The 16,602-nt window shown below is 45.9% G+C and carries 11 protein-coding genes and 6 pseudogenes; 13 read left to right on the forward strand and 4 right to left on the reverse strand.

All coding sequences use genetic code 11. The annotated features are described in order from the left end of the window. From flgE to flgB, 4 genes and pseudogenes are all read right to left on the reverse strand, one after another. Positions 1-1,201 (reverse strand): annotated as a pseudogene (gene flgE / locus AC0L66_RS00375) (flagellar hook protein FlgE). A gap of 119 nt (positions 1,202-1,320) precedes the next feature. Beyond that, positions 1,321-2,000 (reverse strand): annotated as a pseudogene (gene flgD / locus AC0L66_RS00380) (flagellar hook assembly protein FlgD). After that, positions 2,000-2,434 carry a flagellar basal body rod protein FlgC gene (gene flgC, locus AC0L66_RS00385; protein WP_265675169.1) on the reverse strand — a complete coding sequence of 145 codons (435 nt, stop codon included), beginning with the start codon at positions 2,432-2,434 and terminating at the stop codon, positions 2,000-2,002. The pseudogene flgD and the gene flgC overlap by 1 nt, the downstream one beginning before the upstream one ends. Before the next feature lie 2 nt (positions 2,435-2,436). Next, positions 2,437-2,799, reverse strand: a complete 363-nt coding sequence (gene flgB, locus AC0L66_RS00390; protein ID WP_250618826.1) for a flagellar basal body rod protein FlgB — start codon at positions 2,797-2,799, stop codon at positions 2,437-2,439. Positions 2,800-3,189: 390 nt separating this feature from the next. Between flgB and flgA the strand changes: the two are divergent. The 13 genes and pseudogenes from flgA (at position 3,190) to AC0L66_RS00455 (ending at position 16,284) form a co-directional block, all read left to right on the forward strand. Next, positions 3,190-3,656, forward strand: a pseudogene (gene flgA / locus AC0L66_RS00395) (flagellar basal body P-ring formation chaperone FlgA). A gap of 199 nt (positions 3,657-3,855) precedes the next feature. Further along, the gene (gene flgM / locus AC0L66_RS00400) at positions 3,856-4,137 is read left to right on the forward strand and encodes a flagellar biosynthesis anti-sigma factor FlgM (RefSeq protein ID WP_250618882.1); all 282 of its coding nucleotides are present in this window, start codon (positions 3,856-3,858) and stop codon (positions 4,135-4,137) included. Positions 4,138-4,210: 73 nt separating this feature from the next. Continuing rightward, positions 4,211-4,666 (forward strand): flagellar export chaperone FlgN, encoded by a 456-nt coding sequence (flgN, locus tag AC0L66_RS00405; protein WP_250618828.1) that lies wholly within the window; start codon positions 4,211-4,213, stop codon positions 4,664-4,666. A gap of 7 nt (positions 4,667-4,673) precedes the next feature. Next, on the forward strand, positions 4,674-5,363 hold the full coding sequence (locus tag AC0L66_RS00410; protein WP_473568044.1) for a lytic transglycosylase domain-containing protein: 690 nt from the start codon (positions 4,674-4,676) through the stop codon (positions 5,361-5,363). 93 nt (positions 5,364-5,456) lie between these two features. Further along, positions 5,457-6,353, forward strand: coding sequence for a DMT family transporter (locus AC0L66_RS00415; protein WP_250618829.1), 897 nt, complete (start codon positions 5,457-5,459; stop codon positions 6,351-6,353). 100 nt (positions 6,354-6,453) lie between these two features. Next, a pseudogene (locus AC0L66_RS00420) lies at positions 6,454-6,907 on the forward strand (PPC domain-containing DNA-binding protein). Positions 6,908-7,240: 333 nt separating this feature from the next. Next, positions 7,241-8,513: pseudogene (locus AC0L66_RS00425) on the forward strand (NRAMP family divalent metal transporter). Between the two features lie 400 nt (positions 8,514-8,913). After that, positions 8,914-10,347 carry a hexose-6-phosphate:phosphate antiporter gene (uhpT, locus tag AC0L66_RS00430; protein ID WP_473568047.1) on the forward strand — a complete coding sequence of 478 codons (1,434 nt, stop codon included), beginning with the start codon at positions 8,914-8,916 and terminating at the stop codon, positions 10,345-10,347. Positions 10,348-10,466: 119 nt separating this feature from the next. Further along, positions 10,467-11,075, forward strand: a complete 609-nt coding sequence (uhpA, locus tag AC0L66_RS00435) for a transcriptional regulator UhpA (RefSeq protein WP_473568049.1) — start codon at positions 10,467-10,469, stop codon at positions 11,073-11,075. Beyond that, positions 11,075-12,571 carry a signal transduction histidine-protein kinase/phosphatase UhpB gene (gene uhpB, locus AC0L66_RS00440; protein ID WP_473568050.1) on the forward strand — a complete coding sequence of 499 codons (1,497 nt, stop codon included), beginning with the start codon at positions 11,075-11,077 and terminating at the stop codon, positions 12,569-12,571. Before uhpA ends, uhpB begins: the two co-directional genes overlap by 1 nt. An 8-nt stretch (positions 12,572-12,579) precedes the next feature. After that, a pseudogene (gene uhpC / locus AC0L66_RS00445) lies at positions 12,580-13,919 on the forward strand (MFS transporter family glucose-6-phosphate receptor UhpC). A gap of 261 nt (positions 13,920-14,180) precedes the next feature. Next, complete coding sequence (gene manA, locus AC0L66_RS00450) at positions 14,181-15,386, forward strand: mannose-6-phosphate isomerase, class I (protein WP_473569158.1); 1,206 nt, start codon at positions 14,181-14,183, stop codon at positions 15,384-15,386. Positions 15,387-15,672: 286 nt separating this feature from the next. Next, the gene (locus tag AC0L66_RS00455; RefSeq protein WP_473568052.1) at positions 15,673-16,284 is read left to right on the forward strand and encodes a beta-phosphoglucomutase family hydrolase; all 612 of its coding nucleotides are present in this window, start codon (positions 15,673-15,675) and stop codon (positions 16,282-16,284) included. The last annotated feature ends 318 nt before the right edge of the window (positions 16,285-16,602 follow it).

The following is a 16,602-nucleotide window of genomic DNA, read 5'->3' on the forward strand; positions in this document are numbered from 1 at the left end:
TTATACTGCGTTGAACAGGGCTTGAGTCAGCTTGTCCGAGGTCGAAATAGTCTTGGCATTCGCTTGATAGTTGCGCTGCGCGGTCATCAAGTTCACCAATTCTGAGGTCAAATCCACATTCGAGCCTTCCAGTGCGCCCGGCGTTAAGTCACCCAACACGCCTGTCCCCGGTGTCCCCATCACAGGTGCGCCAGAACCATAACTTTGCGTCCATGCCGTACCATTGGTTTTCGCTAGACCTTGTGGGTTAGCGAAATTGGCGAGCACCACCTGACCTTGCAGCTGAGATTGACCATTGGTGTAAGTCGCAAAAACCATACCGTTGTCTTCTACGCGCACACCCGCTAATTCACCGGAGGTATAACCATTAGGACTATTGGTGCTCACGCCAAACGCCGCGCCAAACTGGGTACTGCCCGCTAAGCTGATGTCCACACTCATACTGTTGGCGCCCGCTGCCGGGAAAGCCACATTAAAACTGTCGTATTGGTGAGGCTAATGTGCCATCCGGATTGAACGTCACGCTTTGCGTCGTCGCAGGGTTCGTTGCCGAACCATCCACCTCTACATTCACTTGCCATGTGTTGTCCGCCGTTTTGGTAAAGTACTGCGTCACAGTATGAGAATTACCCAACGAATCATGAACTTTGGTCGTGTAAGAAGAGTTAAAAGAATTCGGATCCGTGGCATCAAATGGATTCACCGCTTGGTCAATCACACCTGAGCTAGCATCAAAGTTGGCGACAAAATCTAATTTATCTGTGGCTTGCGCTGCTAATGATGACGTACTGATTTTGACATCGCCAACGGAGCCTGTGAGTAGGTTATTATTGCCATCTACGCTATAGCCTTGCAGCTTGGCGCCAGTATTGCCGACAACGTAATTGTCTTTGTCGGTACCAAACACACCCGCGCGGGTATACAGCATCTGACCCATATGGTCTTTGGTGACAAAGAAACCATTACCGTTAATCGCTAAATCCATTGAGCGACCCGTACCTGATACCGAACCATTTTTATCAAAGTTTTGCGAAATGGCGGCGACTTCCACACCTCCTGCCTGCATACCGTTGTACACCGCTGAAAATTCTGTTCTTGCTTCTTTAAAACCATACGTCGACGCGTTAGCAATGTTATGACTGATGGTATTAAGTTGTGAGTTGGTGGCGTCCAAGCCACTGAGTGCGATATCAAAGCTCATGATGTCCTCTTCTTTGTCTTTTTAGTTGGTGCTCAATTAATGGTTATATTCAATTACAAGTTGCACTTAGCGTTTAATATTTAGCGTTTAACACTTAGCATTTAACACATAGCTAGGCGCTAGGCACCGAACTGACTGATTTGATAGAAAGGTACGCTGCCGACACTCGGTAATATTGACGAGTGCGGCACCATCGGCACTTGGAATTCGAACTTGCTCAACTTCACCAGCAAGCAATAGATTCGGTGCCGCTTGGCCTTCTTGTACTTCCACCGATACGCGATAATTTCCGGGCTTCAATCCATGCTTTTCAGGATCGAGAGAAAAATCAACATCACCGCATGGCGTGAGCACCTAATGGCACCTTTGTTTTTTGACCGAATTCATCTTCCACCACCAATGTCACTTGATTCGACGGGTGAGCGAGCTCGATCTTGCCACTCTGCACCCCTTCACCCATTTCAAATTCATCACTGTTGACGTACACGGTTTGCCCCACGAGTCCTGCGGTTGATAACACTTGCATGTTGTCGAGCAATACCATGCTGTTTTGCATTAACGTCGACATGTTTTCGGTACTTTGTACTTGAGAAAACTGAGCCAATTGACTGACGTATTCCGTTCCATCAAGGGGATTCAGTGGGTCTTGATTTTGAATCTGCGCCACCATTAAACTGATGAATTCATTTTGTAATGAACTGGCGCTGTTCATATCTTGCGGATTCGCCGAGATCCCTGCATTGCTTTGGGTTGCCAGCGGCGCATCGGCGTCTAACGCCGTAAATTGTGCAATACTCATTAACGTCCCTCTCCTAGGCGAAGTAGCCCTTGCTGCATGCTTTTGACATTCGCCAACACTTCCACATTGGTTTCAAAGCTGCGCGTTGCCGACATCATGTCGGCCATTTCCGTCACCACATCCACTCCAGGGTAGTAGACATAGCCTTCCTGATTGGCGAGCGGGTTATTGGGTTCAAATCGCTGCTCGGCTTGAGCCTGACTTTGTACAACATCGACAATACGGACTTCAGCGTTGGGGTATACCGCTTGGTCGGCAGACAGCTGTGATTGGTTATATACCGTAGCAAACACGGGCTTTAATGCCTTGTAGGCGTCATCCGGGTTGGCAGAGACGGCATCCGCATTGGCTAAGTTACTGGCGACCGTGTTAAGGCGCACCGTTTGCGCCGTCATCGCAGACCCTGCGATTGAATAGATATCAGTAAATGACATAATTAACGTCCTTCAATTGCTTTCGCCAGCCCACTTAGCTTCATATTGAGAAACGTCAGGCTAGTTTGAAAATCCATGTTGTTTTGCGCGAACTTGGCTTGCTCGACACCTAGCTCAACGGTATTACCGTCTTTGCTGTTCTGGTAAGGCATGGCATATTTCGCTTCTGCCATCATTTGGGGAACTTGCGGTTGCACACCATTAGGCGTCATTTTCCCCATCACAGTCTTAAAGCTAAGATCTCTTGCGAGGTATCCAGGGGTATCGACATTTGCTAAGTTACTTGCCAAGACCTTGGTACGTTGCACTCTAAAATCGAGCGCGTTAGGGTGGACACCTAGTGCATTTTCAAAGCTGATTGCCATCGCATATTCCTTTTCCATTCGCCAAGTACAGCGAATAGATTACAATATACGTGCCATAAATATTTTCATTTAAAAACAACAACATAAAAAAGCAAAGGGAAGTCATCCTTCCGTTTGTCGGAAGCAGTAGTCATGATAGGGAAGCGAGTAGGAAGTGCTATTTGGATGATATTTTCTAGCGCCGTGATGTCACAACAAGTGACGACAATGAGCGCCGACGATATTCGCCAAACCGTAGAACAATCCGTCAAATCTGAGCTTAACTTGCTGGCAAAGCAGCAAAAATGGGGCGCGTTTGACATCGCTCTCGTGACCTTCGTTCCAGAGTCAGTAAAACACTTACCGCGCTGCCAACAACCACTCATGATTAACGGACGCGATAACCAGTCCATGCCCATTGGTCATCTAAAACGCAGTGTCATTTGCCAAGATGGCGTGAATGAATGGCGCATTAACACCACGGTGCGATCGACATTAACGTTGCCTGTCGTTGTCGCGGCGAAAGCCTTATCTCGCGACAGTGAAATTACCCTAGCGGACATCAAACTTGAGCGACGTGAGTTAACTCGAGACACCCCCTTTATTGCCACCCTAGAACGGGCCACTGGCCAACAAGTCAATCGTCGACTTCGAACTGGTCAAATGGTGAATTCACGTTATGTCAGCGCCCCTCCTTTAGTGCAAAAAGGCAATGAAGTGCTCATCATCGCCAGCAGCGGAAAATTCAGCGCCCAAACACGCGGGGTGGCAATGGAGACGGGGGAAAAGGTGAGCAAATTGACGTACAAAATAGTCGTTCAAAAAAAGTTATTCGCGCCGTTGTGACGGGTTCAAACCAAGTGCATACTCAATTTTAGATTCCCCCCAAAAAAACTCTATGACTTTTCTCTCTGACGCGATAGGACAGAAAAAATTCTGGACTCAAGGTAACAGTTTTTAACTCTAAGTATCGTCAATCTCATCGATTCTACGGTACAAAAAATAACGCAAACCATTTAATGCCAGCCTCAGGCCTGTCGCTCTATATGGTTGAAGACACGCGACAGGAGAATAATGATGAAGATAGATAAAGTAGCGGGCGGGCATGTCCCACAAACGCTTCTGAAGCAAGACAGTAAGCCAGCAACCGCTGCTCCGGCCCGACAAGCTAACGATGCCGCGACATTTAACGCCAATACTGCCGCTTTAGATAAAGCGCAGGCTGAACTATCCACATTGCCGAATGTCGATATGGCGAAAGTTGAGCAAGTGCGAAATGCCCTTGCCAATGGGGAGCTTGGATTGGATGTTAAAGCGCTATCGCAAGCGGTGATGCGTTTTCACACCGGACATGAATAAGCCTGTCAAAGCATAAAACTATCGATAGGATACGACCGACATCTATCGTCGGTGTCAGCAAAAGGATGACGTTATGACCGTCACAAAAAGTGAATTGGTGCAAAACTTTGTGGTTTCGATCACTGAGGATATTAAGCTCTATCAAAAGTTACTTGCGTTACTGCAGCACCAGAAAGCCCTGTATCTGAAACTCGATAGTGACGCGCTCAATCGCAATATTCAGCAACAACTTCCTGTACTCAAGAAACTGAGCTACGGCGCTAAATCACGAACCTTATGCCTGCAGCAATTACAACTGCCAAGCTCAGAGGTTGGCGTGAAAACACTGACTAAAGCCTTACCGATAAAATTGCAGACACACGTTGCAAAGCAGTGGTCGGTACTGGAAGCACTCATTAAACAGTGTCAGCGCTACAATCAAGAGAACGGTCAAAGCTCGGCGGCGTTTCATGAGCTTCTGGGTCAACTGATGGGCAAACCCGCTATCACGTATGAAGAGAAAGTAGTGTGTGAGGAGTATGCGCGCTAGGCGAAGATTGACCTTTGTTATCTTTAGCCTTTGGGGTGCGGTGTTGCATTCAAGTTGGGCAGTTTCCTCGTCCCATTCAATAATATCACCCCAACTCATCGCCCCGCATATTGAAAAGCTACAGCCATACCAAGCACCTATCCTCGCCAAGCTCGATACTTATAACCCGCTGATACAACAGCTGTTCAAACAGTTAGCTGATTACTCGCTGCCAAACAATCTCATACTCGTGCCCATGTTAGAGTCGTCCTACAATCCTAACGCCGTGTCCGCCGCCAATGCCGCGGGGCTATGGCAACTCATTCCCGCCACCGCCACCCGATTTGGGCTCATCGTCAATGCCCAAAAAGATGAACGCTTCGACATTGATGCCAGCAGTACCGCCGCGCTTAAGTACCTCAATTTTCTTTATCAAAAGTTTGATGGTGATATCAACCTAACGCTCGCCGCCTACAATGCAGGAGAAGGACGCGTGCAACGCGCGATTAATCGTTCAGGCAGCCGTGACTTCAACCACCTGTCTTTGCCAGCGGAAACTCGCCAATATGTCCTTCGCTATCACGCCCTACTCACGTTAGTGGATATGGCGCGTTTCACTGTTCAAAATCGCACAACGCTGTTTTTATTTGGTCAACACCATCACAAACCTACCGCCTTAATTGACCTAACGCCCCTCCCGGCATTGATTTCATTGTGACCCCCTTCAAGATCCACAAACTCTTGCTTTTCAGAACGCTATTCACTGGTAAGATGCTGGCACTTTATTTACTCAATCGCGTACCACACCCTCATGCTAAACGAACGAAAAGCTTTATTCTTTGCTCTGTCTGCTGTGCTCCTTTGGTCGACAGTTGCCACCGCATTTAAACTGACACTGGCCGAGTTCACTCCGGCCCAAATGGTCTTTGTTGCCTCACTGGTTTCAGCGATTGCACTCGTGGTGGTGTGTGGTGTACAGGGCTCGATAAAACAAATCAAAACTACCTTCCTATCCAACCCGTGGTATTACGTCTTACTCGGCATTATCAATCCGTTCGCCTACTATCTGATTTTATTTAAGGCCTACGAACTGCTGCCAGCGTCACAAGCTCAGCCCATCAATTACAGTTGGGCGATCACGCTGACTTTAATGGCTGCCGTATTCTTAAAACAAAAAATCCGTGGTCAAGATTGGATTGCCTGCTTGCTTGGCTATTTTGGTGTGGTTGTCATTGCGACAAAAGGCGACGTACTGGGGCTGCAATTTGATAGCCCTCTAGGCGTGGGGCTGGCGCTCATTTCGACGTTGCTATGGGCCAGTTATTGGATCCTAAATGCAAAAAATACTGCCGACCCTGTGGTTGGGGTGTTGCTTGGCTTTTTGGTGGCGCTGCCTTTGGCCTTTGGTGTCGCCATGTATGAAGGCGCATCTTGGGGCGGCATTAGCGCGCAAGGCTGGCTGGCGGTCACTTATGTTGGTCTTTTTGAGATGGGCATTACCTTTGTACTGTGGCTAAGCGCACTGAAATTGACACAAAACACCGCTCGTATTAGTAACCTTATCTTCGCCTCGCCGTTTATTTCATTGCTGCTTCTGGCCTATGTCATTGGCGAGGACATTCACCCGTCGACCTTGGTGGGTTTAGTCTTGATAGTGATTGGGCTGGTCATCCAACAAATTAAACGTCGCTCACCCGCTGACGCTTAAGGGGGCGAGAAGGGCAAGCGCAACTTGCCCTTTGTGTCTGCAGCTCAGCTCGGCGATAAGGTGACCATGACGAGGTTTACGATATTTAAGGACAACGACGATGGGTGATAAACAACACGACGCTAATAGTAATAATAGTAATAATAGTAATAATAGTAATACCGTTATCGCCGTACGCTTGACCAAGGGACAAGATCTAAAGCGTGAAATTCAAGCGCTGGTAAGCCAGCACCAGATTCAAGCCTAGCAGTATTGCGTCTTGTGTCGGCTGTTTAGACAGCATTCATATTCGGCTTGCGGGAGCAACCAAGTCACTGTCGATGCAGCAACCGTTTGAGATTGTGTCTCTCATGGGCACACTGACCCCTAACCATCAACACATTCATATTTCTGTCGCTGACTCACAGGGACGAGTGATGGGTGGGCATTTACAAGAAGGAAGTCTTGTTGATACCACGGCTGAACTCATCATCCATCAATATTCTCAAGTTAGTTTTACTCGAGAGCACGATCCTCAGACCGGATACACTGAGCTAGTGGTTACTCGCACCTAAGCTATTAGGCGCATCTAAACGATTACCCTCACCCAAGCTATCCCACGCTTTAAAAGCCATGTATCTACGTCGTTTTTTTCCACTTTTTTATCTCTAACCACGCCGTAAAAAACCAATCCATAGCAACAAACCTGGTGCAATCCTCTAAATACTATCCACTAATCAGCAGCTAGCACTAATTGTTCAATTTAAAACCAGCGCCATTCGTTGCATCTCACTGTAAAACCTGTAGAAAAACAACGGTGGCAAAATAATTTTAGCGTGATGTGTACACATTTTTGAACGCGCTTTGCTGTGCCCCTTTATGGATAATAATGATAAGGAATTTACTCTATGGAGAATACCCTCTCTTCACCTGAGCCGAGACGCTCTGGTTTCGCCCAGTTGGTCCGCTCACTTGGTCCTGGCATCATGATGGCGGCCGCTGCCGTTGGGGGATCGCATCTTGTTGCCTCAACTAAAGCTGGGGCAATTTATGGCTGGCAACTTGCCGCTCTCATCTTGCTGGTTAACCTTCTCAAATACCCTTTTTTCCGAGCGAGCATTCAGTACACCATGGGCACGGGTGGTAGTTTAATCCAAGGCTATGCCACGTTAGGTCGTGGCTACTTATGGGTATTTACCATACTCAGTGTCATTTCTGGCGTCGTGAATACCGCCGCACTGTTGTTATTTAGTGCCAGTCTACTGGGTTATTTTTTACCTTTTGACCTGCCAATCGTCGCCCTGTCTGGCATTGTGCTTGCGACCTGTTTAGCGATTTTATTTGCTTAGTCACTATCGCGCGCTCGATACCCTCTCGAAAGTCATCATGGCCATCTTGACGATTGCCACCGTGACGGCGGTTTGTATCGCCGCTTCCAATGGCAGCGTCGCGCCAGCGGATTATCAAGCGCCTTCACCTTGGACGATTGCCTCGATTGGCTTTATCGTGGTGACCATGGGCTGGATGCCAGCTCCCATTGAAATTTCAAGCCTGACGTCAATGTGGCTAAAAAGCCAGTGTAAAAAGCAAACCGTCACACCAGAGTCCGCGTTGTTTGATTTTAATGTCGGTTACATTGCTACTGCAGCGCTCGCCATCGTCTTCCTTGCACTCGGCGCACTAGTGATTAATGGTTCTGGTACGGCGTTATCCGCATCCGGCGTTGGCTTCTCTCATCAGCTTGTGGGCATGTATGCTTCTACCATTGGCGAATGGTCACGCTACTTAATTGCCATCATTGCTTTCTTTTGTATTTTTGGCAGTACCATTACGGTCATTGATGGGTATTCACGAGCGATTGCGGAATCTCAACGTTTGCTACAAAAGCAGCAAGAAGACAATTCTAAGCACTTTCAAGCGTGGGTGATTGTGGTCGCCACCGCGGCGATTGCTATTATTGCCTTCTTTGCGTCGGCACTGATGCCTTTACTCAATTTCGCCATGATTCTTGCGTTTATAACGACGCCAATTTTTGCTCTGTTGAACTACATCCTAGTCTCACGAGCCACCCTTCCCGCCTCTTTACAGCAGGGCCCTAAACTTAAAGCACTGTCTTGGGTAGGCCTAATTTACCTCTTTGGTTTCTTGGTTATTTTCATCTGGTGGAAGTGGTTGATGTAACGTGGTTAATGTAGCTTAATCCGCCGATTTCATCAGCGACCTCAACAATGTTGAGGTCGCTTTTTTATGCCCACGCTTTGCCAAGAGCAATATCTTACTCTTATTGCTGAGCATGTTCGATCTGCTGACATTGAGAGCGTCGTTAAGCAAACTGGGCGAGTATCGGCTCATAATCAAAGAAATTACCTTCAGATTCTTCCGTCACGCTAACGCAAACAAAGTGATGTTCTTCACGCTTTCTTCACTCTCAATTCTGAACTACGAATTTTTCCTAGTCATTCTAAGACGCTCTCTCATGCGGTCGCTTTTTAGACTCCCTATTATTTCCCCGTCAAAAAAACAAAACGTGCATGGTCGGAAAGTTACCGTGCAGACCTCATAAACGATAAGAGAGTTTACAATGTTAAAGTTCCTAGATCAGGTGAGAAAGCCGACGCTAGATCTTCCAGTCGAAACTAGAAGAAAAATGTGGTTCAAGCCTTTCCTACAATCTTACCTCGTTGTCTTCATTGGTTATTTAACCATGTACTTAATCCGTAAAAACTTCAATGTTGCACAAAACGACATGATTTCAACTTACGGATTATCAATGACCGATCTCGGTCTTATTGGTCTAGGGTTTTCTATCACATATGGCATTGGTAAGACTATCGTCTCCTATTATGCCGATGGTAAAAATACCAAACAGTTCTTACCATTTATGCTTATCCTTTCTGGCCTCGCCATGTTGGGCTTTAGCTTTAGCATGGGTGGAGGCAGCGCGAGCCTATTCATGATGGTGGCTTTCTACGCCCTAAGTGGGTTTTTCCAAAGTACGGGGGGGCCTTCCAGTTATTCAACCATCACTAAATGGACACCTCGTAACAAGCGTGGATCGTATTTAGGCCTATGGAACATGTCACACAACGTTGGTGGTGCTGGTGCTGCTGGTGTCGCTTTGTTTGGTGCCAACTATTTATTTGACGGTAACGTAATCGGTATGTTTGTTTTCCCATCTATCATTGCGATTGTTGTGGGCTTTATTGGTATGCGCTTTGGTAATGACTCTCCAGAGGCGTACGGTTTAGGTAAAGTAGAAGAGCTTTTTGATGAAGAAGTCAGCGAAGAAGATACCGCCGCTGAAGAAAATCAAATGACCAAAAAAGAGATCTTTATTGAATATGTCCTTAAAAACAAAGTCATCTGGTTACTCTGCTTCGCGAATATCTTTTTATACATTGTTCGAATCGGTATCGACCAATGGTCGACTGTTTACGCGTATCAAGAGTTAGGTTTATCAAAAGAAACGGCTATTTCAGGCTTTACTTTGTTTGAAGTCGGCGCTCTGGTTGGCACACTAATGTGGGGCTATCTATCTGATCTTGCCAACGGGCGTCGTGCTTTAGTGGCTTGCGTATCACTTGGTTTAATTATTGTTTCTCTTGAGTTTTACCAGAACGCAACCAGTGAGTTCATGTATCTTGCCTCTTTGTTTGTACTTGGCTTCTTGGTCTTTGGGCCTCAACTCTTAATCGGGGTTGCTGCGGTTGGTTTTGTGCCTAAAAAAGCCATCAGTGTCGCGGATGGTGTTAAAGGTACTTTTGCCTACCTAATTGGTGATAGTTTTGCCAAACTTGGCCTCGGTATGATCGCTGACGGAACGCCAATTTTCGGTTTAACTGGCTGGAAAGGGACATTCGCCGCCCTCGATACTTCCGCCGCCATTTGTATTGTTTTACTGCTATTCGTTGCCGTTGCCGAAGAGAAAAAGATTCGTCACGCAAAAAATGCACTTAGCGGCTCAAAATGCTTAGCGAGCCTCACATACATGGACTCGCGTGCTTTATTCAATTAAAGCACGCGAGATCATACCAATCGATTGTGTGATTCAGTATCATCTCAAACATTCAAATTCATTATCTATAGCTCCTGCCGGGGCTATTTTCTTTTCCACTCTTAATTTTGGTTAGTCTCATGATTAATGTTGCCCTTGTTGACGATCACGTTATTGTTCGATCTGGCTTTGCTCAGCTACTCAGCCTTGAAACTGATATTACGGTCGTAGGTGAATTCAACTCTGCGGCTGAAGCACGCCTTGGACTGCCATGTTGTCACCCTGATGTCGTGATTTTAGACATTTCAATGCAAGATGAAAGTGGCTTGAGCTTGTTAGAAGAAATTCCATCCGGTATTGCCAGCATTATGCTGAGCGTGCATGACTCTCCCGCGATGGTGGAGAAGTCACTGGAGTTGGGAGCTAAAGGTTATCTCAGTAAGCGTTGTAGCCCTGACGAGCTAATCCAAGCCGTGCACACCAGTGCAAAGGGCGGTTGTTATCTCACGCCAGATATCGCAATAAAGCTCGCGACACCAATAAAAAACAAAGCACCTTTAAGCCCGCTAACCCGCAGAGAAAATGAAGTGAGCCAATTATTAGCCACAGGGTTAGATGTAAAATCGATTGCTGTTGAGCTAGGGCTGAGTCATAAAACCGTCCATGTGCATCGCGCGAATGCTATGGATAAACTTAATGTTAAAAACAACGTTGAGTTAGCGAAACTATTCACTCAAGACCAGTACTAATGCGTGCCTACCTAGCCACTTCCCTATGTGGCGTTTTTATGGCTGGGTGTGCATGGTTCTGTTTATGGGTAATTGCCTTCTATTTTATTAATGACCCAGAACTCGCCATTTTATTATTCCCTTTTTCATTACGACTAGGTATGACGCTGCATACTCGCACCCACTATTGGCCTGCTATCTATATTGCAGAGTGGGGACTAGCAATAGCGTTAGCCCTGTTACTTAATGAGCCACAATGGTTAACGGTATTAATCGCCAGTGGATTAAGTATTCCCACCACTTTACTTGCCAAGCGTTATTACTATGGCGACCAAAATCGTCACCTGTTGGTGATGGCGAGCTTAATTATGGTCACAGCATTGATTAACGTTGCCGTGGTGAGAGCCCATGTTCCTGCTGTTTACATGGTGTGGTTGGTCAGTATCACGGGGGGACTTATGCTCGTGCCTATGTGTTATTTGGTCTGGAATTATCTATTCCAAAATAAGTGGGCACCGCTCAGTTCTCACTTAATCAATCATGTTATTGAATTCAAAATACGTCACATCGCGTTATACAGCATGTTACTGGTGGCCAGTATTTTGATTCAAACCAGCTTGCCTGATGAGCTAAGACGGTTTGCGCCATTTTGTATGGCGATCCCAATAATCTTATTGGCCGTTCGTTATGGTTGGCAAGGTGCCTTGCTTGCGACACTGCTCAATAGTGTCGCGTTAATTGCAGCTCATAGCGGAACATCCAAACTCGAAATCACCGATTTACTCTTGTCTCTTTCGGCCCAAACCATCACTGGTATATTGCTTGGTCTTGCCGTTCAGAAACAAAAAGACCTGAACTCAAAATTACGAAGTGAGCTTTCACGAAATAAGAATCTATCCCGGCAGTTAGTGGCGGCGGAAGAATCTGTTCGCCGTGATATTGCTCGTGAATTACATGATGAAATAGGCCAAAACATCACAGCAATTCGTACGCAGGCAAACATTATTAAACGTGTAGATGCCGCAGAAATGAGTGTTCGTTGTGCGGACATGATTGAATCATTGTCTTTGAATATCTATGACACGACCAAACGCCTACTAACAAAACTCAGACCCAAGATGTTAGACGATCTTGATCTAAAAGACTCGGTTGAGCAGCTCATACGAGAAATGGAATTTTCGAACCATGGCATTGATATACGGTTAAATTGGCAAGGTGACTACACCTGCTTGAGTGACACACTCAAGGTAACGCTATTTCGACTGTGCCAAGAATCATTAAACAACGCCTATAAATATGCGCAAGCCAGCGACATCAGAATTGACCTAACGCTAAGTGAGCAGGTGGACCTGAGAATCTCAGATAATGGCATAGGCTTTACCGCGCAAGATATTCTGAAAGGAATGGGCGTTCGTGGGATGCAAGAGCGTGTTCAAGCGCTCGGAGGAAACATGATAATCAACGCTAATGATTGCGCTACTGGCACGAATATCAGCATTACATTACCTAAAGTGTGAGAGCAACTATGTTTGGATTTCTGCGATCAACAACATCAAAGCGTCATACGCTAAGTCACAATGAGATCAACCAGAGTTATCGTTACTGGCGTCTTCATATCATGATAGGGATGTATGTGGGTTATGCTGGGTTTTACTTCACCCGTAAAACCTTTAACTATGCAGCGCCAGCAATGATCACTGACCTTGGCTTAGACAAAGGCGATATAGGCTTAATTGGTACGCTATTTTATCTCTCTTATGGCTTATCTAAATTTATTTCCGGCACGATATCTGATCGCTCAAATCCGCGGTACTTTATGGGGTTTGGCTTAATCGCGACTGGGCTAATAAATATCGCTTTCGGTTTTTCGAGTTCGTTGGCGGCTTTTATCTCGCTGTGGGTACTTAATGCATGGTTCCAAGGTTGGGGCTGGCCCTCATGCTCGAAGCTATTGACGACTTGGTATTCTCGTTCTGAAAGAGGGTTTCGTTGGGCCATATGGAATACCGCACATAATGTCGGTGGTGCGCTTATCCCTATTCTTGTGGGTTACCTTACTCTTCAATTTAGTTGGCGAGCAGGGTTTATCTGGCCGGGGGTGATTGGCGTTTTCGTTGGTCTTATCGTCTGTTGGCGCTTACGTGATAAGCCCACCACCATGGGGCTTCCTACGGTAGGGAAGTGGCGCAATGACCCTCTCGAATTAGCGCAAGAGCGCCACGGACAAGGACTCAGTTATCGGGAAATATTGAAAACCTATGTATTCAGCAACAAATACATTTGGTTGCTCGCTTTCAGCTATGTACTGGTTTATATCGTAAGAACCGCCGTTAACGATTGGGGGAACCTCTATTTAACCGAAGAACACGATTACAGTTTGATTAACGCAAATGCTGCGTTATCTCTGTTTGAAGTTGGCGGCTTCGTGGGGTCACTCGTTGCAGGCTGGGGCTCAGATAGGCTGTTTGCTTAGGTAATCGTGGACCCATGAACATTTTGTTTGCCATTGGCGTTTTCCTCTCAGTCTCAGCGTTATGGCTTATGCCGTTGACCAACTTTGTCTTTCAAGCGGCCGGGTTATTTTGTGTTGGCTTTTTTATTTTTGGTCCTCAAATGTTAATCGGTATGGCTGCTGCTGAATGTTCACATAAAGACTCAGCTGGCGCTGCGACAGGCTTTGTTGGCTTATTTGCTTATATGGGGGCGGCACTTTCGGGCTACCCATTGGCGCTCGTTCTAGAAACCTACGGCTGGAGTGGTTTCTTTATTACCATTTCTACGTGTGCTGCCGTTATCGGGCTGCTGCTGCTGCCTTTCTTACAGGCACAATCACCTCAGAAAAACAAAGAAACTCAGTCTGGTTGATACGGTGTCATTCGGTCAATAAGGCAGCCGCTCATCTTATTGACCCCTCTCTTATTTTTCTCTCCTTGCATCCATAAAAGTCAAATGTGATTCTTTTCACGATTTGCACCTATTTCATTAATATCTAAGAATTTTTCCTATCACTTCTAAGACCTTATCTCATGTGATTCATCATCACTCTCTGTAATCTGTCTGATCATTCATCGCCATCAGAAATCTGCTCTTTTGGATGGCGTCAAAGCGTTCACTATGGAAAAGCCCATGTCATTCAGCCACTACTCAGAATACTCATTTTTCCCTATGCAAAACACTATACAAAACTACGCTTGGGGCAGCATTTCTTCGATACGTGAGCTGTTTGGCTTTAAAAATGAATCACAAGAACCCCAAGCTGAAGTTTGGATGGGGGCCCACCCTAAAGGGTGCTCTATGATCACGCTTGACCAGCATCTAGTGTCTCTCTCCGAGCTTATTAACACGGATAAACCCGCATATTTATCCGCCGATATCGCACAAGAATTTGGTGAACTGCCATTCTTACTTAAAATTTTAGCGGCAGAAAAGGCGCTATCTATTCAGGTTCACCCTAATAAACACCAGGCTGAGCTAGGTTTTGAAAAAGAGGAGCAAGCAAAGATCCCTCTAACTGCAGGGTATCGTAATTACAAAGATTCAAACCATAAACCTGAATTGATTTACGCAATTACAACGTATCAAGCGATGAATGGATTTAGAGAATATAACGAAATAGTCAGCTTGTTCCGACAATTGAACTCTAGTGCGCTTACTGGATTGGTTGAAGACTTTAGCAATAACCTTAGCTCTCAGGGCTTAAAAACGTTTTTCCGTCATTTATTAACACTGAATGAGCAAACCAAACACGAAGCATTAGAGCAACTGCTGACTTATGCTATCGCCCACCAAGAACAAGCAGAATTTTCGTTAATCTTAGAGCTAAACCACCAGTATCCGAACGATATGGGGCTTTTTTCCGCTCTACTTCTTAATTTGATCACATTAGAGCCAGGTGACGCGATGTATTTGAATGCGAACACGCCGCATGCTTACATTAAAGGAACCGGGCTGGAGATTATGGCCAACTCAGACAACGTACTTCGTGCCGGACTAACACCAAAGCACATTGATGTCACCGAGTTGGTCGCGTGCACAGAATTCAAACCAATACCCTTTAACCAATTGTTACTATCGCCCTCACAAATGGGGCAGTGTGATTGCTATGACATTCCAGTCGGTGATTTTAATTTCAATATATTTCATACCCCTCAACAAGAACAAATACTCACTAGCAGTGCTGAAATAGTCATGGCCATAGATAATGATTTAACGTTAATTAGCCATAAGGGAGAGCGCTTGACACTAGCCAAAGGACAATCGGTATTTATTCCTGCCTATATTGGTCATTACGCGATGAGCAGTAATGGACGAGTTGCGCGAGCATTCAACTAAGAGTTGCAGCTTCAGACAATAGATAAAAATAGGCCACACATTCGAGAAATACGTTCTCGAGCATACCTTTTTGAGGTGTGCCGAACGGGGCTAATAACAAACAGCAAGCAATTGACTCCGCTTTTTGACACCAACACGCTTTTCCCGACTAAGATCGTTGACCTCTTTATCGAGCATGGGACAATATCCTCTCATCGGTAAGCTTCCATAAGCGTAGTCTTACGCTCGGCCTCCTCAGCCGAAGATATTACCAACAAAACGATAACGTCATTTAAGGTGCACGTTCATGCTGAATTTAGACAAATACCAAGGCATCATTTTTGACCTAGACGGCACATTGGTGAATTCCATGGTCGCGCACGCTACCGCATGGGAGTCGACCTGCCGGGCGTTCAATATTCCTTATGATAAGGAATGGCTCGATCAACTCGGGGGAATGCCATCACGCAAGGTGACACTAGAAATCCTCAAACGCTACCCCCTTGATCTCGATGCCCAAGCCATTACCCGGCATAAAGTTAACGTATTTGAAGGTATTGAGAACAAGGGTGACATCATCCCGAAGATCTACACGATCCTGAAAGAAAATTACAAAAACAAACCGATTGGCATTGGTACGGGTGCGCAATATAAACATGCCAAAGAAATACTCGACACAACAGATATTCTTAGCATGGTTCAGGTACTCGTCACCTCTGACGACGTGGAAAACCATAAACCTAATCCAGACACCTTTGAAAAAGTCGCCCAGCAATTGTCACTGCCTGCTCCTGACTGTGTGGTTTTTGAAGACACAATCATTGGACGTCAGGCTGCCAATCGTGCAGGGATGGACTGTTATTTAGTGGCGCAAGGCGACATCATTGACTTCTTTCCTGCCAATAAAGCACAGGGATAAATAGCCTCTGTCGCCCCAATAATTCACAATACGATAAAGGGAAGGCTCTGTTTTCCTGTAATCATATTGCCTATTTTTCACCATTCTAAGTTTATTCCGCACCACCTCATTGTGTAATTAAAGTACAACTTACATTGACCACGGTCACAATTAGGTTCATAATTCGCCATAGATCACACAATCAATGAGAATAAACGTATGAATACTACAACTATTACCCATGACATCGCGGCTTCTCAACCGGCTTCAAATGCCAGCTTCATCTTTGGCTTCTGAAGTTCTATTTTTTGTAAAATCAGGTGTTGCGATGACAGCCAT

This window comes from Vibrio sp. GJ43-1, assembly GCF_055808835.1.